General features: G+C 61.3%; 20 protein-coding genes. 6 read left to right on the top strand and 14 right to left on the bottom strand.

From position 1 onward, the window contains the following. Positions 1-67: 67 nt before the first annotated feature. Positions 68-709, bottom strand: a complete 642-nt coding sequence (locus EKH80_RS02090; protein ID WP_126683050.1) for an HD domain-containing protein — start codon at positions 707-709, stop codon at positions 68-70. A 118-nt stretch (positions 710-827) separates the two neighbouring features. Here EKH80_RS02090 and EKH80_RS02085 point away from each other — a divergent pair, with 118 nt between their 5' ends. The 3 genes from EKH80_RS02085 to EKH80_RS02075 all read left to right on the top strand — a co-directional run bounded on the left by EKH80_RS02085 (position 828) and on the right by EKH80_RS02075 (position 4,645). After that, the gene (locus EKH80_RS02085; protein ID WP_126683049.1) at positions 828-1,799 is read left to right on the top strand and encodes a GlxA family transcriptional regulator; all 972 of its coding nucleotides are present in this window, start codon (positions 828-830) and stop codon (positions 1,797-1,799) included. 104 nt (positions 1,800-1,903) lie between these two features. Further along, entirely contained in the window at positions 1,904-3,166 is a 1,263-nt protein-coding gene (locus EKH80_RS02080) for an NAD(P)/FAD-dependent oxidoreductase (RefSeq protein WP_230473369.1), read from the top strand. A 492-nt stretch (positions 3,167-3,658) separates the two neighbouring features. Then, a complete protein-coding gene (locus tag EKH80_RS02075; RefSeq protein ID WP_126683048.1) occupies positions 3,659-4,645 on the top strand; it encodes a hypothetical protein in 987 nt (328 codons plus the stop codon). 57 nt (positions 4,646-4,702) lie between these two features. Here the strand turns inward: EKH80_RS02075 and EKH80_RS02070 are convergent, their stop codons facing one another. The 11 genes from EKH80_RS02070 to EKH80_RS02020 all read right to left on the bottom strand — a co-directional run bounded on the left by EKH80_RS02070 (position 4,703) and on the right by EKH80_RS02020 (position 19,839). Further along, a complete protein-coding gene (locus tag EKH80_RS02070) occupies positions 4,703-7,081 on the bottom strand; it encodes a TonB-dependent receptor (protein ID WP_126683047.1) in 2,379 nt (792 codons plus the stop codon). Positions 7,082-7,367: 286 nt separating this feature from the next. After that, positions 7,368-8,426, bottom strand: coding sequence for a hypothetical protein (locus EKH80_RS02065; protein ID WP_230473368.1), 1,059 nt, complete (start codon positions 8,424-8,426; stop codon positions 7,368-7,370). Positions 8,427-8,682: 256 nt separating this feature from the next. After that, the gene (locus tag EKH80_RS02060) at positions 8,683-9,681 is read right to left on the bottom strand and encodes a YncE family protein (protein ID WP_126683046.1); all 999 of its coding nucleotides are present in this window, start codon (positions 9,679-9,681) and stop codon (positions 8,683-8,685) included. Continuing rightward, positions 9,678-11,075, bottom strand: a complete 1,398-nt coding sequence (locus EKH80_RS02055) for a sensor histidine kinase (RefSeq protein ID WP_126683045.1) — start codon at positions 11,073-11,075, stop codon at positions 9,678-9,680. Before EKH80_RS02055 ends, EKH80_RS02060 begins: the two co-directional genes overlap by 4 nt. Beyond that, on the bottom strand, positions 11,075-11,761 hold the full coding sequence (locus tag EKH80_RS02050) for a response regulator transcription factor (protein ID WP_126683044.1): 687 nt from the start codon (positions 11,759-11,761) through the stop codon (positions 11,075-11,077). The genes EKH80_RS02055 and EKH80_RS02050 overlap by 1 nt, the downstream gene beginning before the upstream one ends. Before the next feature lie 235 nt (positions 11,762-11,996). Then, entirely contained in the window at positions 11,997-14,615 is a 2,619-nt protein-coding gene (locus EKH80_RS02045) for a TonB-dependent receptor (RefSeq protein WP_230473367.1), read from the bottom strand. A gap of 483 nt (positions 14,616-15,098) precedes the next feature. Beyond that, positions 15,099-15,335, bottom strand: a complete 237-nt coding sequence (locus EKH80_RS02040; protein WP_126683042.1) for a tautomerase family protein — start codon at positions 15,333-15,335, stop codon at positions 15,099-15,101. 49 nt (positions 15,336-15,384) lie between these two features. Beyond that, positions 15,385-16,095 (bottom strand): SDR family NAD(P)-dependent oxidoreductase, encoded by a 711-nt coding sequence (locus tag EKH80_RS02035; RefSeq protein ID WP_126683041.1) that lies wholly within the window; start codon positions 16,093-16,095, stop codon positions 15,385-15,387. A 102-nt stretch (positions 16,096-16,197) separates the two neighbouring features. Next, on the bottom strand, positions 16,198-17,169 hold the full coding sequence (locus EKH80_RS02030) for a LysR family transcriptional regulator (RefSeq protein WP_126683040.1): 972 nt from the start codon (positions 17,167-17,169) through the stop codon (positions 16,198-16,200). Positions 17,170-17,410: 241 nt separating this feature from the next. After that, positions 17,411-18,487, bottom strand: coding sequence for an NAD(P)H-dependent flavin oxidoreductase (locus EKH80_RS02025; protein ID WP_126683039.1), 1,077 nt, complete (start codon positions 18,485-18,487; stop codon positions 17,411-17,413). Positions 18,488-18,675: 188 nt separating this feature from the next. After that, complete coding sequence (locus tag EKH80_RS02020) at positions 18,676-19,839, bottom strand: M23 family metallopeptidase (protein ID WP_158628716.1); 1,164 nt, start codon at positions 19,837-19,839, stop codon at positions 18,676-18,678. Here EKH80_RS02020 and EKH80_RS24530 point away from each other — a divergent pair. The 3 genes from EKH80_RS24530 to EKH80_RS02005 all read left to right on the top strand — a co-directional run bounded on the left by EKH80_RS24530 (position 19,731) and on the right by EKH80_RS02005 (position 21,704). After that, positions 19,731-20,390, top strand: coding sequence for a GFA family protein (locus EKH80_RS24530; RefSeq protein ID WP_484481965.1), 660 nt, complete (start codon positions 19,731-19,733; stop codon positions 20,388-20,390). The two genes, EKH80_RS02020 and EKH80_RS24530, sit on opposite strands and share 109 nt — an antisense overlap. Before the next feature lie 41 nt (positions 20,391-20,431). After that, a complete protein-coding gene (locus EKH80_RS02010) occupies positions 20,432-20,812 on the top strand; it encodes a cupin domain-containing protein (protein WP_126683037.1) in 381 nt (126 codons plus the stop codon). A 262-nt stretch (positions 20,813-21,074) separates the two neighbouring features. Further along, positions 21,075-21,704, top strand: coding sequence for a phosphatase PAP2 family protein (locus EKH80_RS02005; protein ID WP_230473365.1), 630 nt, complete (start codon positions 21,075-21,077; stop codon positions 21,702-21,704). A 47-nt stretch (positions 21,705-21,751) separates the two neighbouring features. Here EKH80_RS02005 and EKH80_RS02000 read toward each other — a convergent pair whose 3' ends face one another. Together EKH80_RS02000 and EKH80_RS01995 are read right to left on the bottom strand one after the other, a co-directional pair. Then, complete coding sequence (locus EKH80_RS02000) at positions 21,752-22,171, bottom strand: MarR family winged helix-turn-helix transcriptional regulator (RefSeq protein ID WP_196240320.1); 420 nt, start codon at positions 22,169-22,171, stop codon at positions 21,752-21,754. Positions 22,172-22,344: 173 nt separating this feature from the next. Then, on the bottom strand, positions 22,345-23,949 hold the full coding sequence (locus EKH80_RS01995; RefSeq protein ID WP_230473364.1) for an efflux transporter outer membrane subunit: 1,605 nt from the start codon (positions 23,947-23,949) through the stop codon (positions 22,345-22,347). Between the last annotated feature and the right edge of the window lie 9 nt (positions 23,950-23,958).

Raw genomic sequence — 23,958 nt, 5'->3', positions numbered from 1 at the left:
TAGACGCTAGCAGAGACACCCGGCGATGCGTAGTCCCGTTCGCACTACGCAACATTCGGGGAAGGTGCTATTCCGTCCAGGCCGAGCCGCGGATCACGCTGCAGAAATTGCCGGCCGAGTATCCGGGTTGCTTGTCGGCGATCACGTCCGCTTTCACGTTGCCGAAGCTTGTCTCCGGCTTGTGCCGGATGCCGTCGTAGAACGCGTGAATAATGGCCTCCTTGAAATGGTCGCCGCGCGGATGCGCGTGTACGACCGCTTCGCGGTCCTGTTTGCCGAAGCAATGGTGGTCGATGCCGAGCACGTCCATCTCCACGCCGGCCGTCACTAGTGCGACCACCGGATGCATATGGACTGGAATGCCGGGTGTGGTGTGCAGCGCGATGGCAGTCCAGACCGTATCGATATCGGCCTGCGCAATGCCGTGGCTGCGCAGGAAGTCACGCGCGACGTTGGCGCCGTCCACTTCAAAGCGCAGGTCCCTGCTGCGGTGCTGGGGGGTGAGTCCCATGTCGTGGAACATGGCGCCGGCGTACAGCAACTCGGCGTCGAACGACAGGTCGCGGCGTTTGCCGGCCAAGGCGCCGAAATAATAGACGCGGCTTGAATGATGAAACAGCAGCGGTGACGCGGTATCGCGCACCAGGTCGGTGATCTCGCGGGCGAGCTGGCTGTCGGGAATGCCGACGCCGTTGATGTTGAGGGGCATGGGCCATCTCCTGCATGGGAACGCAGGCCCAGTGTGGCCTGGTGCAGAAATGGCATCAAATAGCGTGATATGTTATATACTGCCATCGCGCGCGGATCACGGACACGGGAGCTGTGACATGGCCAAGACGGTTGCGGTCCTGGCACTGCCTGGGGTGCAGTTGCTGGATGTTTCCGGCCCGCTCGACGTGTTCGCCCAGGCCAATATCGAGACAGGGAGTGCGTACTACGCATTGCAGGTGATCGCCTGCATGCGCGGCCCGCTCACCAGCTCATCCGGCGTGCGCCTGCTGCCGGACCGCGTGGCGGGTGAATCGGACGAGCGTGTCGATACCTTGCTGGTAGCGGGGGCTCCCCATGCCGCCGACTATGCGATGCCGGCCGCAACGTTGGCCTGGCTGCGCGGCATGGCAGTGCGCGCGCGCCGATATGGCTCGGTTTGCACGGGCGCATTCGTACTTGCCGCCACCGGGCTGTTGAAGGGAAAACACATCACCACGCATTGGGCGGCTGCGGCGCGCCTGGGTCAGGACCATCCCTCGATCAGCGTGGACGAAGACGCGCTGTACGTGCGCGACGGAAAACTGCGCACGGCGGCCGGCGTCACGGCGGGGCTGGACCTGTCCCTGGCGTTGGTGGAGGAAGACCTTGGACGGGACATCGCCATGCGCGTGGCATCGCAGCTGGTGATGTTTTTCAAGCGGCCGGGCGGGCAGATGCAGTTCAGCCGTAGCGGCGAGGCCCGGCCTGCAGGACGATCCGTTCTGCAGGAGGTGCAGCGCTGGATAGTGGCGCATCCCGAACTGGACCATAGCGTGGCGGAACTTGCCGAGCGCGCCGGCTTGAGCCCGCGCCATTTCGCGCGCCTGTTCCATGCCGAGGTCGGCAGCACGCCGGCAGCATGGGTGGAGGCGGCGCGCATTGCCGCAGCGCGCGGCTTGTTCGAAGCCGCACACGGGGCTCCGAAGCAGGTGGCCGCTAGGTGCGGCTTCCAGAATGTCGACACGTTCCGGCGTGCGTTCGTCAAGCATGTGGGTGTGACGCCGGCCGAATACCGCAAGCGCTATCTGCTGGCGGCAGATCCGGGCTAGCTATGCGCCGCTCATTTGCCTGCGCGAAAATGGTGGCCATGCATAGGCCGGATCGAGTACCCCCAGTCGGCCAAGAAGCGTCACGCAACCTAAGGAGAGTTTGCTTGAACCCGACGTCCCATCCACATCGCGTCGTGATCATAGGCGCCGGTTTTGGCGGTCTCGAAGCCGCGCGGCGCCTTGGCCATCAAGCGGTGGAGGTCACGCTGATCGACCGCAGCAATCACCACGTCTTCCAGCCTCTGCTTTACCAGGTGGCGGGTGCGGCGCTGGACACTTCACAGATTGCCTGGCCGATCCGGCGCGTGCTTCACCAGTTCAAGAACATCACTACGCTGATGGCCGAGGTGAACGGGGTCGACATGGCCGGCAAGACCGTAATGCTGGATGACGAAACCCGCATTCCCTACGACACACTGGTGATCGCCACGGGCGCCACCCATGCCTATTTCGGCCACGACGAGTGGGCGCCGTTCGCACCCGGGCTGAAAACTCTGGGCGATGCGTTGTCGATCCGGCAGCATTTGCTGACCGTATTCGAACAGGCAGAGCGGGAACCCGATCCAAACAAGCGGCAGACCTTGCAGACTATCGTGGTGATCGGCGCAGGCGCCACGGGCGTGGAGCTGGCTTGCACCATTGCCGAACTGGCGCGCGAGGAAATGCCTGGTGAATTTCGTCGCGTCGACACGCGTCAGACGCGCGTTATCGTGGTCGAAGCTGCCGCGCGGGTGCTGTCCAGTTTTCCAGAGTCGCTGGCAGGCTACGTGCAACACACCATGGAACAGCTCGGCGTCACCCTCATGCTGAATTGTCCGGTGACCGAATGCCATGCAGAGGGGGTTATTTGCAAAGACAAACGCATAGACGCCGGTGCAGTGTTCTGGGCGGCAGGCGTGCGCGCATCGCCCGCTGCGCAGTGGCTGGGTGCTTCTGCCGACAAGGCCGGTCGCGTGAAGGTCGAACGCGATCTCACGGTTCCCGCGCACCCGGACATTTTCGTGATCGGCGACACCGCCCTGGTTGAACAGGAAAACGGCAAGCCGGTTCCCGGTCTGGCGCCCGCGGCGAAGCAGCAAGGTCGGTATGTGGCCGAAGTGATCAGCGCGCGCCTGAATCATCACTTCGCGCCGCGCCCGTTCCAATACCGCAACTACGGCAATCTATCCACCATCGGCAAGCATACGGCGGTGGTGGACTTCGGCCGCGTCAAGCTTCGCGGCCGCATGGCCTGGGTCGTGTGGGCGCTTGCGCACATCTACTTCCTGATCGGGGTACGCAATCGGCTGCTGGTGGCGTTGAATTGGCTGTGGCTGTATATCAAGGGGGATCGTGCGGCGAGAATCATCCTCAGCCGCAAGACCTGAGCAAGCGAGTAGGCTGGGTTGCAAAACCCAGCATCGCCGTGCGCGAACCTGCAGCGATGCTGGGATTGTCATCCCAGCCTACGCGAATTCCGCAAGCATGCGTCTTTCCAGAACCTCCTCCTGCATGCAAGGGTCAATGAGGCAGGAGGGGGTATCAGAACCATTCCGTACTAAGCGTCAAATACCATTGGCGCGGCGCCCCCACGTAATACGTTGGCGATGACACGCCCGCCGAAATCGTCGGGCTGGACGGCAGCATCAAATAACGGCGATTGAGCAGGTTCAGCGCATTCAGCGCGATCGTCGGTGCTTTGGCGGGCGTGCTGTGGGTCTTTTCATTCTGGCGCGGACACAGGAGTCCTGCTCATGTGTAGTGGAAAGCCACACCGGCAACCCGTTTAGCGCCGTAGCATGCCACCCCATCACAGTAACGCTGGGCAAAACCGGTCATAATCTCGTACTGAACCACCAGCATCGAACCCAGGGGGGGCAATGATCGAGCTGGAAGTACAGGCGCTCTCGCTTGCGCGAGAGGGTCTGCTTGTCGACGTCGGGCGAACCATCATAGCGTGCGGTTTTGCGCTCGTTCGACAGCGCCTGGCAGATGACCACAATGGCGTGCTGCTTACCATGGTCGTGCGCGGGCCCGCGCGCAAGCAGCGCGCGTTGGAAGAGAAATTGGATACGCATGAGCGCATCATCAGTTTCGAAATATCGCCGTTCGTAGAGGGCTCGCCGAAAGAGCATTTTGCAGCGTCACGTCCGGTCGCAGCCAACTACGTCCCTCCACCGCCACCGGCGCCGCCTGCCGAAAAGCCTAAGCCGGAGGAAGCCAGTCGTTCGCCCAAGGCGGCTGGTACGGTGGCGCAAGTGGAACGGACGTCGACCGCATCGGAGGTTGTGCAGGCCTTCGTAAAGCCGCGGCCACCGCTGCAACCCGAACCTGAGCCGGAGTTTGCCTTAATGCGCACTCCCGCTTCAGCGCCACCCCCTGTAACCGCACCGGTGGAGCCTTTCCGGGAATCGGTCGAGCTCGATGCGGATCAGGCGGAGGTGGAGAAGCTGCTGCCGAAACTGACGGGCGATTACCCGCAGATCTTTCCGTGGGTGAAAAAGCTGGAGCAGTCAGTGGAAGAAGGGGCGCGCGAGTCATCCCTGTCGATGGCCGGTCAACGCATCGGCGCCTGGCTGCGTGAGCGCAATCATGCAGCGACGGCAAAGATGGGCTTGGACGAAGCCATGCAATTCATCGGCGTTCCAGCGTTACGTGCACTGGCCGAAGTGGACTATTCCGGCAACCAGCTGCATATCCGCAACAGCCCCTTGTGCACGCAACAAGGCCGCTCGAGCTGCAAGTTCTTCAGCGGTTACCTGGAAGGCTTGCTCGGACCGATGCTTGCCTCGCCAGGCCTGTCGATCTTCGCGGTCTGCTGCCGTAGCTGCGGCGCGGATGCGTGCGTGCTGGCATTGATGGACTGAGCTTGCTGTCAATCTGCCTCCCCCTGCAGGGAGGGGGAGGCAGTCCATGCGGCAGGTTCAAAAATCGACGTCGACGCTTCCGGTGATCGTCCGTGGCGGCGCAATGACCCCGCGCACGAAGTTGTTGCCGAAGTAGTCGGTATCCGTAAACGCCGTATTCAAAAACTGGCGATCGAGCAGGTTGTCAACATTCAGGCCGAGGCGGATCTGCTTGCCGAAACCCGAATCCCGAAGGCGGATCGTATCGCTGACGCCCAAGTTGACTACGGCATACGGCTTGATGGTCGATGCGGTCGGCGTACCGGCAAAGAGCTGGTCGATGTACTGCTTGTCGACGAAACGCGCATCCAGATTGAAGCGCCAGCCTTCGTACTTCCACACGAAGCCGGCGCTGATCAGGTTCTGCGGGACGCCGGCAAGCGGCTGTCCGGCGTTGACCTGTCCGGCGAAATCGGAAGTGAAGCTGGAGGTGAACTTGGCCTGGTTGTGCGCATAATTGAAGTAGGCGCTCAGGTCGCCTACTCCTACCGAGCCGAAGTTGTTCTGCAGCTGCAGTTCCGCACCCTGGTAGCGGGAGCTGCCGCCGTTGGTGAAGGTGCTGAGCAGGCTCACCGGATTGGTGACGGTGACGAAGGTGTTGCGGAAGTTTTCGCGATAGCCGTTGACCATCGCGCTGAAGCCGTCGACCTGATAACGGATGCCGACTTCATAATCCTGCACGTATTCCGGTTTCACATGCGGCGGGGCGATGGTGTTGTTGCCATTGGCGTCGGTCTGGAACGCGCCGTAATAGGCCGAAATGTCTGGCAGTTTGAAGTTCTTGCCGTACGAGGCATAGACGTTCAAGCCATCGATGAGCTGATAGTTGATGCCGAAAGTGGGTGACACGAAGTGTTCGGTATCGTGCACTTCGCCGGCAATCGGGTAGTAGATGCCTACCGCGTCGCGGTCCGTCGTGCTGGCGTAGATGTACTTCACGCCCGGCGTGAGATGCAGGGTGTTATCGAACAGGCTTATCGTGTCTTGCACGAAGAATGATGTCAGCGTGCGATGATCGTGTTCATCCCACGTGTCATTGTAACCAAGAATCTTCGGTACCGGGGCCGAGCCATACCAGTACTCACGCGAGTAAAGCTCCCCGTAGGTGGCATTGGCGCCGATGACGACTTCATTCTGCGGCAGCTTGAGCGTGAGGGTCGGTGTATCGCCAACGCCTTTCGTCGTATAGCCGTAGAAGTGGTAGTCGGTGCCGTTCTGCACTGAACCGAATACCGAGGCCGGATCGTAGGTCGGGCCGTTGGGATTGCCCAGCCAGAACGCGAACGAGCTGGGGTTGTCTTCCAGGTTGTAGGGCTGGCTGGCGCTCTGCTGGAACGCCGGGTTCGAGAAAGAGGTACGCAGGTAGTCGTTGCGGCCGAAGAACAGCTTGTTCTGAAACTGGATATCGTCGCTGAATTTCGACTTCAGCTCGATGATGTCCATCCAGTTGGTGTCCTTGATGGGCGAGTTGGTCCAGCTCAGCGGCCATTGATAGTTACGGCCATACTGCTGCTGCAGCGGCGCCGGCATGTTGAACGGCGAAAAGCCCTTGTTGTTGTTGAACAAAAGATAGTTCGACAGCCGGTTGTTGTCGTTGAAATCGTAGGTCAAACCCCAGTAGAAATTGTTGTTGTGGTCGCCGGTGTTGTCGATCCAGCCGCGGCTGGCCGAGTGTTCGAACGAAAACACCTGCTTCACGCCATTCCAGTCACCGGTGTTGAAGGTGGCGTGGTAGTCCCAGCTCTTGAAGCTGCCATAGCTGGCGCCGACCGTTCCACCCATCGTATCGTCCGGCTGCCGCGGCACGAAGTTGACGGTGCCGCCTAGCGAATTGTAGGAGTTGACGGCCGGATTGTTGATGCCGCGGTAGATTTCCACGGACTGCAGGTTGCCGGGAATCAACAGCACGTTGTTGCGGTTTTCGGCCTGGTTGGTCACGCCGCCGTTGAACAGGTCGTTGAGCGCCACGCCGTCGAAGGTTTCGGAAAACTGGCTGGAATTGAAGGCGCGCACATAGATGGTGGTTTCCACGCCGTTCGGGCCGTTGGCATAGGCAAAGACCGACGGTTGCTGATTGAGCATGGTCTGCACGCTGACGGTCGGACCGGGCGACAGATTGCGCAAGGTGTCTTCGTCGATCAGGCCTTGGGTGTAGGCCGCGGTAAGCGGAACTGTCTGCACCGTGGCGCTGACTGAGACCTGCTTGAGTTGCCTGACATCCTTTTGGGAGGAGGAGGTCGTCGACTGCGGCGAGCTGTCCTGTACCGATGCAGGGTCCTGCGTCTGCTGCGCCGTGCCGTGGTCGTCGGCGTGAACGGCTGTTGCGAAAACGCCGCCCAGCAGGCTGGCGGCAATCCATGCGGCCAGGACGTTTCGGCCGTGCTTGCGTGTGCTCATTAAAAACCTCAAGGGCGCTGTGATGATCAGTTACGAACCGAATCGCCATGCGTAAGGCCTGGATGGCGTGTTTTTGTTGCAACACGATGACGCGCGGGCGTTGACCGACGTCACGCCCGGTTCCGATCGCGTCCTGATCTATATAGAGTCACAGCGGGAGCCGGCACTAGCTTGCTTTGATTGCAAGTCTTAGCTGAGGCTTAGTAGAGCCCAAAAAAGCGCGATGGCTGACCACGAAGCCATCGCCGAATCGGCCAAATGCAAGCCGCTTGCGCGGAAGAATGTTTCAGGAATGTTGCTGCGTCGCCAGCGTGCAGGCGTTGTAGAAATCGCTGAGCACCTTTCTCACGCCGGCCACTTCGAAGGCGAAACCGTAGCGGATGCCGGTGCGATCGCGTACCCATGCACCCATCGCCTGCGCAGAGGCCAACTGCGGCAGCCGGCTTAACGGGTAGATGCGATGCAGCACCACGGATTGATCGACCGCCGTGGCCCCAGCCTGCTGTGGCAGGGTTTCCTGTTGATTGAGTTCGAAGTACGAGCGCAGTTCGCGCGCCACGATGTGCTTGGCGCGCACGGCGCCAATGGTGTCGTAGGTGGTGAGTTCCGCGCCGCTTGGTTTGCACAGGAAGCTGATCTCGTGCTCGCCGTTGCGGTCGGCCTGCTTGAGTTCGAGAGATGGCGTGCCTTGCCCATATTTGTAGGTTGCGATCAGGTTCTGCCGGCCATTGTTGGCGAGGCCCTTGGCGATCATCTGATCCCCATTCAGCCACGCCGTTGGATCCGATGAAGCTCCGGTCGAAGGCGCAGATCCGGCGGACGTGGCGGTGAGCGCGCCCAGATCGATAGCCATGTCCTTCAGGTACGCGGCGACTGGTACAGGCGTCTGCTGCGCTGGATAAGTCGGAAAGCCGATGCGGTCACTGCCGCTGACTGCCCAGCGATACAGGCCACCTAGATAGGCGTAGGCGCAAGCGCCTTCACACAGCGCGGACCTGTTCACATAAAGGCTTTGCTTGGGCGGCCGCGGCGTACCCAGGTGCGTAACCATCGAACCTTGCCGGAACAGGCGGCCCAGCGCGATACCTGCCTCGACACTGCCGCCGGGCGAGTTCAAATAGATGTCCGAGCCGGGTTTGATGCGACCGGAGCTCACCAGGGATTCGAATCGTTGCGGCGCGTCGGCGTCGATCGGCCCGTAGAGATAAATCTGCGGAAAGCGGGCCATGCTCAACGTCATGCGATCATCGTTGACCTGGATGTTGAGCTGCGATGCGCTTGGCTGATGTGCCGAATTTTTTTGCGCCGCCGCTGCGGGGGCCAAGGCCAGGCAGGCTGTCGACACCAGGAGGCTCGCCAATTGGTGCTGAAGAGGGTGTCGAAAGGTCTTGCGGTACGGCACGAGCATGTTCCCGTGAGACGGATGCGGTGGTATCTGAAACCACGCAGTCTCGCTGGTTCCCTATGTCCCCGAGGTGAACGGCGGCCCACCGCAGGTTGGGGGTTGGAGCCCCAACCTGCGCCTATGCTTTCACTCCAAGCCGCTCCCTCGAAGGGGAGCGGGCGCTGATTTCGACAGGGAGTGGAAGCGCGAAGTATGGCTACTTCCCTACCACCAGCAGCGTGAACCCGCTCACCGGCTTCCCTTTTTCCGCCACCTTCGCACCCACCAGATAGATCTGGTGCGAATCCGCATCGAGCGCCATAGTGCGCGCACTCTTCATGGTCGGCACATCCGCCACCTTGGAGTACTGGTCGGCCGAATCCTGGTGGTACACGTTGAGCACGCCTTGGCGACTGGATGCGAAGACTTCATGCGTCTCAGGGTCGAAGCCAGCGGCATCGGGCTGCTTGCCGATCGGAAGCTTGGCGACCTGATGGCCGTCCGTCGCATCGGTCACGATCAGCCAGCCGTTGGCGCAGGCGGAAAACAGCCGCTTGTTGGCTGCATCCAGCGCCAGGCCGGTGGGGCCTTCGCACGGCGCCAGCGACCAGGTGTGCAGCACCTTGCCGGCCTTGCTGTCGATCTGCACCAGCTCGGCCTTGTCCTCGATGTTGTTGTAGACATTGCCCTGGCCGTCACTGACGGCGAACTCCGGGTTGCCGTCCAGCGCGATCGTACCCAGTTCCTTGCCGCTGGCCGGGTCGATCACGCTGATGTTGTTGCTGTCGCCATTCATGGCCAGCACGTGCGACGTAGCCGGATCGTAGATGATCGCGTCCGGGTCTTTGCCGCTGACGGCGATATGACCGGTGACCTTGAGCGTATCCAGGTCGATCACGCTGACATTGTTGCCGTGGCCGTTGCTGGCATAGCCGCGGTGCAGGCTGGGCACCAGGGCGACGCCGTGCACATGCTGCATGCCGGGAATTTCCTTCAGCAGCTTGCCACTGGCCGAATCAGCCACCATCACCCGGTCGTCTCGCGCAATGAACAGGCGATGCCCGGCCTGGTCCAGCGTCAGGTAGTCCCAGCCGCCCGTGCCGCCGAGCGCATATTGATGCGTGACCTTGTAGGCATCCTGGCCTTGCGCCGCGGCCCACAGCGGCGTGCAGAGCAGACCCGCCAGGGCCAGTGCCTGCGCGATTTTCTTGTTCATGGGGTGACTCCCTTGCTGATGTTTGGGGGGAAAGTGAAGTCCAGCTGCACGCGCAAACCGGGGCCGGCATCGGCGAGCGTCAGCGCGATCTGGTGCAGATCGGCTACCGCAGCGACCAGGGCCAGGCCCAGACCATTGCCGGGCGTGGTACGCGCAGCATCCAGGCGCACAAAACGCTTCAACACACGGGTGCGTTCGTGCGCCGGGATGCCCGGACCGGCGTCCTCAATGATGACCCGGCGAAGCTTATCTAAAGCTTCAAGCTTCAGGCGGACCGGCGTGCCGGGCGGAGTATGGTGCAGGGCGTTCTCGATCAGGTTGACGACCATTTGCGTGAGCAGCAAGGCGTCGCCATGCACTTGGACTCCGGGCGCGATATCGGTGTGCAACATACGCCCGTCATCTTCGAGCATGGGCCGGTAGTCGTCCGCCAGCCGCTCCAACAAGGGGGAAAGTGCCACCTCGGCGAAGCCGGCCTGCCGCTGGCGGCTCTCGACCTTGGTAATGCGCAGCAAGGCGCTGAAAGTCTCCAGTACACCGTCGACATCCGCCAGGGCGCGTTCACAGGCCTGGTCGTAGCTTTCGATGCTGGTGGCTTCCTGCATCGCGGTTTCCAGCTTCTGACGCAGATGAGTAAGCGGGGTGCGCAGATCATGCGCGATATCGCTCGACACCTGGCGCATCCCTTCCACCAGGGTCTGGATGCGTTCCAGCATGCTGTTCAACGACACGGCAAGGCGATCGAACTCGTCGCCGCGCCGGGTTACCGCAACACGCGCTCCCAGATCGCCCGCTGCAATGCGGGAGGCTGCCGAGGCGACCACTTCCACGCGACGCAAATAGCTGAGCGCGGTAACCATGCCGCCCATCAGCGCCAACAAGACCACAGCCAGGCTGGCCCAGGTAAACGTGCGTTTCAGCAGGGAGTCCAGCTGCTCGACGCTCGCCAGGTCGCGACCTACCACCAGTATCCGGCCGTCGTCCAGGGTGGTGGCGAGTACCAGCATGCGGCGCACGTATCCGCCGCTTCGCGCGTGTTCTTCGCGCTGGTCTACCTTGCTCCAGCCAATGGCCGGCTCTTGCCGTACGTCGCCGGCGATCAACGTATGGTCACGCTCGAACAGACCGTAGTCGAACGGAGTCCGGGGCCTCCTGGCCAGCACCCTGCGAACAGCATCGGCGCGCACGTTGGCGTGCAGTACCGCCACTTCTGCGGCTTCGTCGGAGATATCCTGGCGCAGCTGGCCTTCGATGTAGTTGCGCGCCGCCAGCCAGGAAACCAGGAACAAGACCAGGGCGGCCAGCGCAAACAGGAACGCCTGCAGGGCCGCAAGACGAAATGCGGCGCTCTTGAAGAGTGAGGCGCCAAGCAGCGAACTTGCCGGGTGGGACATCAGTGACCTTGTTTTGCGCACAACCTATAACCTTCGCCCCGCACCGTGCGAAGCAGGCGCGGTCCGAAGAAATCCCGATCGATCTTGCTGCGAAGCCGGCAGACGTGCGTATCGACCAGGTTGCTCTGGAACGATGACTGAAATCCCCAGACGTGTTCCAGCAGCATGGCGCGTGTGATCACCTCGCCGGCATGCAAGGCAAAGTATTTGAGCAGATCCCATTCGCGCGGCTGCAAATGGATCTGTCGCCCGGCGCGGGTAACGCGCTGAGCGATCAGATCCAGTTCCAGGTCACCCACTTGCAGCGTGGTAGCCGCGCTTGTATAGGCGCCGCGGCGGGAAATGGCATTGAGTCGTGCGAGCAGTTCGCTCAACGCAAACGGCTTGCCGAGATAGTCGTCGGCACCGGCTTCCATGCCCTCTATGCGCGCGTCCACATCGCCCAGTGCCGTGAGCATCAGTATTCTTGCATGCGCGCCGCCGTTGCGCAGGCTTCGCAGCACGCTCATGCCGTCGATCGACGGTAGCATCCTGTCGAGGATGATGACGTCGTACTCCTGTGCGCTGGCGCGCGACAGGCCATCGCTGCCATTGCCGCTTTCGTCGACGCAATGCCCTCGCGCCTTCAGTCCCGCGGAGACGTAAGAGCGGGTATCAATGTCATCTTCGACCAGCAGGATCTTCATGGTGTTGCGTTCAACTTGTTGCGTGGAGGATGGAGTGGCGGCCTCGTCCTTTGAGGTTGGTAGTCGACTAGCAAGCCTGAATTAGGTTACGAATTCATGACAGCGCGTAGGCTGGGATGACAATCCAGCATCGCGCAGGCGCATGCATGGCAATGCTGGGTTTTGCAACCCAGCCTACGATTGTCATCCCAGCCTACGCGCTCAAGGTGATGACCTAAGCTCTCAGCGCCAGCGCTCAGAACTGGAAGCGGACACCCGCCAGGAAGGTCACGTCGTAGAACTCGCGCTGGATCGGACGGTTCGGCGTGCCCTGGTAGAACGCATGCGGCGTGTTGAGCAGGTTCTTCGCGTCGAAATAGATCGTCCAGTTCTGCGGGAATTGATAGCTGGCGCCGAAGTCCATGGACGTGCGGGTGGCGTTGAACACGTCGCTGGTGCGGTCGCCGCCGATCGCAAACAGATCGGACGATACCGAATAGGCGGCCAGATTCAGCGAAAGTCCGCCACGCTTGTAGAACAGCGACGCGTTCCACGTGTTCTTCGATGTCGACGGCAGCATGGCGTATTCGCCCGGGCGAATTTCGAAGCGCGAGTCCACCCAGGTGTAGTTGGCGCCGGCACCCAGGCCTTGCAGCCAGTCCGGCAGGCCCTGGAACTGCTGGTTCCAATTCAATTCCAGGCCGCGCACAAAGGACGAGCCGGCGTTCTGGTAGGTATAGACGCGCAGCGGCTGGGAGTTGCCGGGGAACAGGCTGCTGTCGAAAGCCTGGGTGGTTTGTACGGCAACGATGTAGTTGGAGATTTCCTTGTCGAATACGCCGATGGACGCAATGCCGCCGCCCGGCAGGTACTTCTCGAAACTGAAGTCGATGTTGTTCGCCGTGGCTGGCTTGAGCGCCGGGTTGCCGGTGGTGACGATGCCCGAGCCCAGGTCCACCGACAAGGCCGGATTGTTCTGATTGAAGCCGGGGCGGGCGATGGTCGACGAGTAAGCCAGGCGCAGGAGCATGTCGTCGCCCAGGTCGTAGCGCAATTGCACACTGGGGAAGAAGTTGTGGTAACGGTGCCGGCTGTTGATCGGGTTGGCAAAGTTGTTGCCGTTGGCATCCACGCCGGCGGAGAACGCGTTGCTGCGGTTGTTGGTTTGTTCGTAGCGAACGCCTGCGAGAATCCCCAGATTGCCGTAGGTACCCATGTATTCGCCATAGCCGGCATACACATCCTCGTGCACGTCGAGGAACTGCTGCTCGGAACTCAGCACCTGGTTGGGGCCGACCGTGCCGTAGCCGAAAATGCGCTGCAGCGCGCCCGGAATGATGTCTTCACCGTTCTGGTAGTTGCCATCGTAATAGGTCTCCTGCGCGCCGCTGGATACGTTGCTCAGGGAGATCGGAGTGGTCGCCACAGCGTACGGCTGCGAATTGGTCTGCTTGTGGCGCTGGCGAACGCTCAGGCCGAAGTTGAGCGACTGTTCGCTGAGGCTGCCCCAGTTGACATCGGTCTTCGAGTTGATGGCGTAGGTCATCTCGCGATCGAAGTTGTGCGCAGTGCTGTTGTTGATGGCTGACAGCGTGTAGTTCGCCGGGTCCAGATAGCCCGGAGCATTGGTGATGGTGTACAGCGGCACGCTGCCGGGGCCGGTGGGGCCATAGTGGACCTGGCCTTGTGCGCCCGTCGGCGAGTTGTAGGTGAACGTGGAGTTGTAGTCGTAAGGTTTATTGTAGGTGCCTTCCACATAGGCGACGTGATAATCGATCGTGGTGTCGCTGCCCTTGAACTCGTTCTTGCCGCCGAGCATGTAGAAGCGCTCGCGCGAGGTTTCCTCCTCGTCGCGTAGGGACTTGGTGAGGGCGTTGGGGAAGGTCAGCGTATCCTGCAGCGTGCCGCTCGACGACACCGTGGTGTTGCCGTCCGGGATGACGTCGAAATACTGGCGCTTGTAGCTTTCCGTGTAGCCCGCTTCGAAAGCGCGGAAGTACCACTCGTTGTCGTCGTCGGGTTGATAGCCCATGTCGATGGCGTAGCCGTGCCGACGGCGATGCAACTCGTAGTCGCGCTGTTCGATGTCATTGACCGCCTGGTACGGGTGCGCGCTGTCGTTGAAGTACGCCGGTTCGACGTCATCGATGCCGCGCGAGTCGATGTGGCTGGAGGCGGTCAGTACGATCGAGAACGGGCCGTAACGTCCGCCGCCGGTAAGCGAGAAGTTGCTTACGCCGGTGCTGCGCAACGGTTCATAGCCACCGCCCACGTCGCCTTCCAGGAACGGGCCTTGTTCATCCGGCGCCGTCTTGGGCAGGACTTCGATGGTGCCGCCGAGCGCTTCGGAATCCTGGCTGGGCAGGTTCGACTTGGTCACTTCCACCGCGCCGATGAAGCCGGTGGGGATGGAGTCCAGCGCTACGCCGCGATAGCCGCCGAAGGGCGATGCATTGTTGGTCGGCAGCAGGCGCACACCGGCATAGGTCGTGCTGTTCAAGTCGGCATCGAGGCCGCGGATGTTGACGTAGCGGCCTTCGCCTTCGTCCGTTTCCATGGAAACGCCGGGAATGCGGCGCACGGCTTCGGCCGTGTTGACGTCGGGCAACGAGCGGATTTCGTCGCCGGTGCGGATATTGATCAGGTTCGGCGAATCCTGCTGGGTAAGGCGGGCCATTTCCTCGGTGGTGCGTGGCGCTACCACGTGCACGCCCTGCAGGTCCTTTACTTTCTTCTTGTCCCCATCTTTGTCGTCGTCGCTGTCCGCCGCTACCGAAGCATTGGCGTTGGACGGTCCATGGTCACCGGATGCAAGGGTGCTTTGATCCCATGCGTAACCCGGCGCACTCCACGCACCAAGCCCAACGACTGCCATACAGCTTAGAATTGCCTTAGTTAAAGTTGAAACTTGCATGAAACGAGCCTCGACAGGGAAAAGCCCATCCTTGACGCGAGAGAAGCACGCGTCGTGGAGGAGTGTGGGGTGACTCGTTCAAACTAGAATCAAGGTATGACGATTTTGTTACTGTCGATTGACGATGCAGTAAGACATCCTGCGAGAGTGAAGAAATTCATGTGCGCAGGTGAGTGTTTTGCAAGTGCGTCGGACCATTGCTGATGGCAAGACCTGCCCAATCACACAGCGCAACCCATTTTTGCCGGCATTTTGTGCATGGACCTGGGCGACATGCCGGCGTGGAAAATCAGGCAACGTTCAGCCTGCAGTGACAAAACGCGGTATATCCAAGCATTGAAACCGGCGTATGGCACTAATAACGAGTTCCGCCACGCTGTGTGCAACGCCGATCAGTGACACCATGTTCGCCATGCCGAATTCAGGGAGGCGTGGTCGAATGGATTACTTCGGCTTGGCCTGCAATCGCTTGCGGTACTCGGGAACCGGCAATCCGCCCCATCCCCAATTCTCCAGTTCGACTTCCTCGATCACGACGAAGGTGGACTCGAGCGATTTGTGAAGAACTTCCAGCAGCAGCTGGCTGGCGCCCTTGATCAGGGCCGCCTTCTCTTCGGCGGTGATGGCGCTACGGCCGGGACCGGAACCCTCGCGGGTCACTTTGATGTTGACGATAGGCATGACGATTGACTCTGTTGGCGGGGCGGGCGTTGCGCCCGCCCCGAAGCGTTTAGTGGCCGGCGCTCTGGCCGCCATCGACGTGCAGGATTTCGCCCGTGACGAAACCGGCCGATTCCAGGAACAGCACGGCGTCCGTGATGTCGCTGATCTCGCCCAGGCGGCCGACCGGGTGCAGCGAGGCCAGCGCAGCATGGGTTTCGGGAGCATGCATCGGGGTCTTGATCACGCCCGGCGCTACCGCGTTGACGCGAACGCCCCGCTTGGCGTACTCGACGGCAAGCGACTTGGTCGCCGCATTGAGGCCACCCTTGGTCAACGAAGCCAGCACCGAGGGCACTCCGTCGATGGCGTATTCGGCCAGTGTCGTGGTGACGTTTACGATATGGCCGCTGCGTTGCTTCTCCATCTCGGCGATGGCCAGCTGCGTGATATGGAAGAAGCCGTTGACGTTGATTGCCAAAATGTTGGCGTAGTCCTCAGCGGTATAGGAGGTAAACGGTTTGGCAATGAAGATGCCGGCGTTGTTGACCAGCGTATCGATGCGGCCGAAGTGGGCCGTTGCTTCCTTGACGATGCGCTCGGCCACGGCGCGATCGGAGATGTCGCCGGGAATGGTCAGTACGTCCGGATCGCTGGACGGCTTGATCGAACGCGAGTTGGCCACGACGCGATAATCGCGATCGCGAAATGCCTTGACCAGGCCTGCGCCGATACCCTGGGATGCGCCGGTAATGATGGCGACTTTGCGTGAGCTGTTCATGATGATGATCTCTGAAGGAAGGAAAGCCAGCGCGCTGCCGAATGAGTCGTGGAGCGCCGACACCTTCAATTTAGGCTCATCATGGGGGTTAGCGAATCTCCGCTAACCGGCAGACATTCTTCCGCGGCGCGGTGGAATCGGCGCCTCCGGCCGGGTTTCTGCATCCCTCGCCAGGCGCGTGAATTGCGCACGCAGGCGGGGCAGGGCGAAATCGACGAAGGCGCGCACCTTGGGTACGGAAAGGCGGCCATAAGGTGACACGATATGCACCGGAATCGGCGCCGATTCCGCATCAGCAAGCACGATGCGCAGCAAACCCTGCTTGATTTCTGTCGCTACGTGGTAGGAAAGCAAACGTGTGACGCCATGCCCTTCCACAGTGGACGCAATGGTTGCACGCACATTGTTTACCACCAGGCGAGGCGTGACGGGCACCGCACGCGGTACCGACGAACCTTTCTGCGGCGGGAAAGTCCACGAATCCACGCCGGCATGCTGCAGGGCGATGACCGAGTGCTTGGACAGGTCCGCAGGCTCTTCGATGCGCGGATGCGTGGCCAGGTAGCGTGGTGACGCCACCACGACCCTGCGAACTTCGCCGACACGAAGGGCAACCAACGTCGAATCGGCAAGATGCGTAATGCGCAAGGCCAGGTCCATGCCTTCATCGATCAGGTTGACCGGCCGTTCCAGCAGATACATGCGTACGTTGACGGTCGGGTATTGCTCCATGAACGCATCCACGATCGGGCGCAGCAATTCCACTCCCGAGTAGACGGTAGCGCTGATCGTGAGCGTGCCGCGGGGCACCGACTTCTCTCCCGCCGCCTGGCGGTCCGCTTCTTCCAGATCCGCCAGCAGCTTCCGGCACGCCATCGCATAGCGTTCGCCGGCCTCGCTCAGCTTGATGGAGCGAGTAGTCCGATGCAGCAGCGGTACGCCCACGTGCGCTTCCAGGAAAGCAATCGCCCGGCTCACCGCCGCAGCAGAGCGTCCGGTTTTCCGGCTCGCACCGGCGAGACTGCCTTCGTCCAGTGCGGTAACGAAGACTTTCATGGCGTCGATGCGGTCCATACGGCGTGCCTCAGGGTGTATGCGTGGATGGCGGCAGCCGGAAGTTTGCTACAGGTTCGGGAGCGCGCCTAGCGAAGCCGTCCAGCGCCAACACCCGTAGGCTGGGATGGCAATCCCAGCATGCAGGTTGAGGTGCAAACCCCAACATCGCGATTTGCGCGCATGGCAAAGCTGAGGTTTGCACCCCAGCCTACCCGAAACAAGGCTTCTTGATGGAGAAAGTCTCAACGAGGCACCGGTATCAACCAAGCACTCGCTCAAGCTCTCTTTCCAACGCCTCCATCAACGCCTCGGTAGACAGCGCCCGCGCCAACGGTGCACCTTGCCCCGCCCAGTGCGCACCATAGCCACTCAACCCTGCGGCCCTCCCGACCGCATTCAACGCCTTGCCTGCGTCGTAGGTAATCGGGTAATCAGGCACCGCATCATTGGGCACACCCGCGCCCCAGCGCGTAAAGTCATTCGCGAGGCTGCGTGCAGGCCGTCCGGAAATCACACGCGTCATCACGGTGTGGTGCGCGGCGTCGCTGAACAGCAATTGGCGAAATCCCTGGTCCGCCAGGGACTCGTCGGTGGCGATGAAGGCGGTACCCAATTGAGCGGCAACAGCGCCTAACTTCAATGCTGCAGCAATGCCAGCACCGTCCATGATGCCTCCCGCTGCAATGACGGGAATGCCAAGCGTGCGTACCAGCAAACGTGTGAGAGCGAATGTGCCTAGGCAATTGTCTTCACCATCCGGATCGAACACACCGCGATGTCCACCTGCTTCGTAGCCCTGCGCGACAATGGCATCGACACCTGCCGTTTCGAGTGCTTTGGCTTCCTGCACATTGGTGGCGGATGCCAGCAGCACAATGCCCGCTTGACGCAGCGCGGCGACCTGGTCCGGACGCGGCACGCCGAAGTGAAAGCTAACGACTTTCGGTCTCTCCTTCACCAGCATGGCAAGCATGTCGTCGTCGACGAGGAAGGATGTGTAGATCTCGTGCAGGGTTGCCGGCGGCTGCGCTTTTGCGCGCCCGAACTGCGAGTCCAGACGCTTGAGCCATGCCGCTTCCTTTGGCGGATTGGTCTGCGCCGGCTGATGCACGAATACGTTCACATTGAGCGGCCCCTGGCTCAGGGCACGGAACTGATGAATCGCTTCGCGCGCTTGCGATGCCGTCATGGCGCCGACGCCAAGCGAGCCGAGGCCACCGTAGTTGCTGACCGCCGCAGCCATGGCGGGCGAAGATACCCCCGCCATCGGCGACTGGATGATGGGTAGCCGGATGCCAAGCCGACCGAGCAATGGCGAGGAAGGGAAGGCCGCCATGATTTGGGACTCCTGTGCTGCGCAGTGGGGACAATCCGCGAGATGTTGTCCACTCTACGCGCGTGGGCGCACGGATCGAAGCCATGCCGCTTGGCAGACAGTCGTGCGTCAGGCGAAAGAATCCTTGCCTCCAGGCTCATTATGCAGCGTTGCTTTCCTTCACGAAATCCACGGATGCCAGCAACGGCTCAAGGCATGGCGGCGCCACCAAAATCGACCACCGACAACGGAGCTGGAAATTCGCCGGTGCGTACGTCTCCACCCGCTTTGTCCGAGGGCAGCCACGGCTTCCCTTGATCGAAGGTTTCAATGGACGGGTAGGCGCCCAGTACGCGAAAAGGGTCAAGCGCATAAGGCAACCCTTCTGCATCGAGCGGCGCATTCGCATCGCTGACATGGAAATGCAGATGAGGTCCGGTGGATTCACCCGTAAAGCCCAATTGCGCGATCACCTGCCCACGACGCACCTGATCGCCTGGTTTGACTTTGATGCTGCCCGGTTTGAGATGCTCGTAAAACGCGTAGCGCCCATCGCCAAGGGCCAGTGCCACATAGTTCCCCGCCGCGTTCTCCAGCGGAACCTTGTGCGCGATACCTTCGGCCAGGGTAAGCGGTTCAGGAATGCCTTCACCGGTGGAGGCTACCACCGCGTCCGCCACGGCCAGCACCTGGGCGCCGTAGCCGAACCACTGCGAAGGTGCGGCACCATCGCCGCGCGCGTAGCCGCCATGCGCGCCTACGCGGATCCAGTCGATCGCGAAACGTGCGGGGATGTGCACACTTCCGTCGATCGCGTACATGACGCGCCGATGACCGCGTTCCCAGCGGGCATCATAAATCGCTACCCAGGGACCGCCACGCAACGGTGGTCCCAACTGCAACGGCTTGCGTGTATCGACCGCGAAGGCTCCGCCATCGACGCTGAAGGTTTGCCCCGAACTCGTTGCATACGAAATGCGCTGCGTGATTCGGGCCGCGGCTTCCGGGTTGTCGTCCATGGGAACCGACAGGTAGGCGACGGCAGTGATACCGGGAGGTAGCAAGCCATTGTCATGATCCGCGGGGTGGTCGGGCCGACCGATGATCTGATTGAGGGAAGTAGGCCCCCATTCGGCCAGCACATGATCCCGATTGTCGAGTACGCTCAGCCGCTCAAGCTTCAGGGGTTCCTGCGCATAGTTGGTAAGGTGCAACTCATAGACCAGCGACGCCTTGCCGTCCACGCTTACCGGCTGCGGTATCCATGGCACTCGCAGATCGAACGCCTGTCTTTGGGGTGCGCGCTGGGCGGTTGTCCCCACGGCGACAAGGCACAGCAACGAGGCAAGCAGAGAACGGCGCCAGGCATTCACTCGAAGCTCCGCAATGGAAAAAAAGCCGGACCAGCATGCGAACTCGTGGTGGGAAGGACCAATGCCAGAGGTCATTGCTGATTGCATCCCCTGCGTCAGGAAGGCGTACCATGCGCTCTAGTCCTAAAACTTTCTTGGGGACCATTATGTCGCGCAGAACGGCCTCCTGCTGTTGCGGGCAGCTAAGCATAGAAGTTCAAGGCGAAGTCCTTGGCACGGGCGTTTGCCACTGCCTGTCATGCCAGCAGCGCACGGGCAGTGTGTTTGCTGCGCTTGCAGCTTTCGCCTCGCCTTACACGGTTGCCGGCAAGGCCACCGAGTTCGTCCGCACTGGCGACCAGGGCGCGAAGTTCCGCTTCCGGTTCTGTCCCGTTTGCGGCAGCAATGTGTTTCATACCGAAGAAGGCGCCGACCCATATGTCATGGTGGCGATCGGCGCCTTTGCCGACCCTGGTTTCCCGCCGCCGCAGGATTCTGTCTATGAGTGCCGGCGGCATGCCTGGGTGAAACTGCCGGACGCGGTTGTACGGTACGAGAAAGATCCGGTGTGACTTACCAAGCTTGGCATCCGGCCAATCGCTCGAGGCAGATCATGAACCAACCAGACGATTATCCCTATACCACCCACTTGAACATCCTGTTCCCTTCGCTAAGCGTGATCGACATCCCCAGCGTCGTTTCTCAGGTCCAGGCCAAGTGGTTCAATCAGACCTTGTGCAAGGTCAACGACTCGGTTTTGCGCCTGGGGGTCATGCAGGGCGAGTACCACTGGCACAAGCATGATGATGACGACGAACTGTTCTTTGTCCTGGACGGACGCTTCATCATCGATCTCGAGGGGCAATCGATCGAACTTGAGCCCCAGCAGGGCTACGTAGTCCCCAAAGGGGTCGTGCACCGCACTCGAGCGCCGGAGCGGGCGGTCATCCTGATGATGGAAACGGCCGCCATCGTTCCTACCGGCGACCCCTGAGCATTCATGGCCTTTCGGTGTTGATGGCGTAAGGCCCAACGTGCTGGACCGCTCTTCCTCGTCGAATGCAAAACCGCAGCCGAATACGGCTTGCGGCGGACCACTGCCGCAAACTGCTTTTCACATTTGGACCACGGTCCAATGAGTAGATGAGTGGGACGTCACCGCTTTGCAGTAGTCCGTACCTAAAATGAATGCTTTCGACCTTGCCATTCTCAGGTTCGTTAATCACTTTGCATTTCGATCGACGCTTTTCGACTACATGGCGATGGCCATCGAAAAGTTCTATTTCACGCGCGGCCTCGGCTTGATCTGTCTGCTGTGGTGGATCTGGTTCCGTAACGGGCCCGATGTGCGCCGTGATCGTGAAATCGTCATCTGCACCGCAGTGGCGACGATGCTTGCGTTGTTCACAGGCAGGCTTCTTGCTCATTATCTGCCGTTCCGGCTTCGCCCGTTTGCCGATCCTGCACTGGCATTGCGCTTCCCCGCAGAAGTCTCCACTTGCAGGGTTCCGGTCCTGCGTTCGTGGAGTTCGTTTCCCAGTGATCACGCGATGATGTGGTGCGCGGTGGCCACCGGCGTCTACCTGGCTTCTCGCCGGCTCGGCATTGTCGCGTTCGTCTACACCATTGCCTTCATCTGTTTTCCGCGTATCTATCTGGGCATGCATTACCCAACGGATGTATTGGCCGGCGCCGTTCTGGGTGTCGTGATCTGCCTCCTGCTCAACCACGCCGTGATACGGCGGCGTCTCGCCACTCCGGTGCTCGATTGGTCGGTCAAATACCAGGGAGCTTTCTACGTCGGCGCCTTCCTGCTGAGCTTCGAACTGGCCAGCCAGTTCGATGAGCTGCGCAAGCTGAGCGAATTCCTTTGGGAAAATGCCTGATCGACTAACGTGCACAGATGCGCTGATTGCTGCAAAAAAAGCCGATGTCACACGGTGGGGTGGTCGTCGGGGACCTTGCTCTCGGTGCCCGTCCCATCCAGCCATCCGTCGTTTGCCGTCATGGAGACGAATCCCTCCAAGGATGAGCTCAAGCTTTCGATGGCTTCTACCCTCGCCTTACCCGCAAGCTGGCTCAACGACAGCAGCAGCTTGCGCGCTGTCTCTCTTCCGGTTCCGGTCGACGCCAGCAGGATTTGCCGGCGGTCCCACGAAGAGCGATGCCGATGAACCAGGCGCCGGTCCACCAGCTCGTCCAGCAGTTTTGTCAGGTGTGCGGGCGCGAAGCCGGTAGCGGATTTCAAATCGGCTTGCTTGCAGCTGGAGGTCTTCGACAAGTGAACCAATACCAGCCAATGCGCCAGCGTCAAGTCGCTGCTGCCCGAGGCTAGCCGAACCAGTCTTTCCATGGTGTGGGTGGCATTCCGCAAGCTGCGGCAGACTTGCGCGATTTTATGGATCGCTTCGATGGGTGCTTGCAGCGAGCTGGCGATGGCGTAGTGTTCTGCAGGCGGTGAGCGCGGTTTGCATCCGCCAGCCTTAGACGTGAGAGGTTTGCCCATATTCGCCTTCTTTTTCCGGGTTAGGCGCGCGGCGCCTGGTTCAGGGCAAGCGAGTGCCGCTCGTTATCGGCAGGTGTCGCGTCGAGGCCATTGGCAACCACTTCCGGATAAGTCGCTTCCCAGCCACCGCCCAGTGCCTTGTAAAGCGACACCAGCGTGGCCGAGATCTGGGTAGTGTTGTCAGTGAGATCCTGCTGCGCGGACAGCAAGCGCCGTTCCGCATCGAGCACCTGCAGGAAGGATTCCGTGCCCGCGGTGTATTGCGTCTGTGCCAGCCGCAGCGCCTTTTGGTCATTCTGCACGGTGGCCTGCAGCTGATCGTGGCGAAGCTGCTGCGAAGAATACTGAGTCAGTGCGTTGTCGATGTCATGCCATGCCGCGAGCACGACACGCTGGTAGTTCACGGCTGCTTCTTGCTGTTGTGCCTTGCGTAGATTGAGCGTCGCCTTCAACCGGCCGCCTTCGAAGATCGGCAGGCTGATCGATGGGCCGATGCTGAACTGGCGCGATGCCCAGCTGCCTAGCTGGTTGAACTGCAGCGATTGTAGGCCGGCGCTGCCTGAGAGTGTGATGCTGGGATAGAAGTCCGCCGTGGCCACGCCGATTTCCGCGGTGGCCTGGTGCAGCGTTGCTTCCGCTTCGCGGATGTCCGGGCGCCGCCGCGCCAGGTCGGAAGGAAGCCCCACGGGAACAACCGGGGGTGTAGGCGGTACCGGCCTGCTTTGTTCCAGTTCGGCACGCAGCGCGCCCGGTGCCTGGCCGAGCAGGAAGCTGAGGCGATTGATGCTTTCATCCTGCTGCTGCGCGAGCTGCGGCAACAGCGCGTTTTCGGCCGACACCTGCGAGGCGGCCTCCACTACGTCCAGTTCGCTCGCGAGGCCGTGCGCCTGCCGTTCGCGGGTCACGCGTTCGGCATTCTTGGCGGCGGCGAGGTTGTCGAGCGTAATGGCGTAGTCGGTCTGGTAGCCACGCAACTGGATGTAGTCGCGCGCGACTTCGGCCATGACGGATATCAATAGGTCGCGGCGTGCATCTGCCTGGGCTTCCACGGAGGCGTCCGCGGCTTCGATCTCACGTCGCACGCGGCCCCATAGATCCAGTTCCCAGGACGCATCGAAGCCGGCCTGGAACAGGTTGAACGGAGCCGGGCCCGAGGAAGCTTTGCCGTTGCCGGGAGTGGTCACTACGCCACTGCCGGTTCCGTTCGCTGCCGTCGCTGCGTTGGTCGGCTGGGTGAGCGCGCCGGCGATGCTCATCACGCCATTGGCGCTGGCGCGTTCGCGCACAGCGCTCGCACTGCCGTTGACCGTGGGATATTGATCAGCCGCCGTGATCGAGCGTTCGGCACGGCTTTCGGCGAGACGGAGCGAGGCCACTTTCAGATCCAAGTTGGCGTCGGCGACGCGTTCCTCCAGCTTGGTCAGTTCCATATCGTTGAAGGAGGTCCACCAAGAGGCGGGGATGGGCGCAGCCGTTGGCTTGCTCGGTATAGCACTGTTCTGTTGGCAGTGCGCCGAGCACCAGGCTGTCGGCAACTTGGCGTCGGGTCGGGTGAAATCCGGGCCCACGGTGCAGCCGGCCAGCAGCACGGCGGCCGCCATTATCGAAGACTTGAAAGCGTGCATGAGCTTGAT

This window comes from Dyella choica (assembly GCF_003977665.1).
Taxonomy (GTDB): domain Bacteria; phylum Pseudomonadota; class Gammaproteobacteria; order Xanthomonadales; family Rhodanobacteraceae; genus Dyella_B; species Dyella_B choica.
Note: the sequence above shows the minus strand (reverse complement) of the source record. Positions and strands in the feature narration are given on the sequence as shown.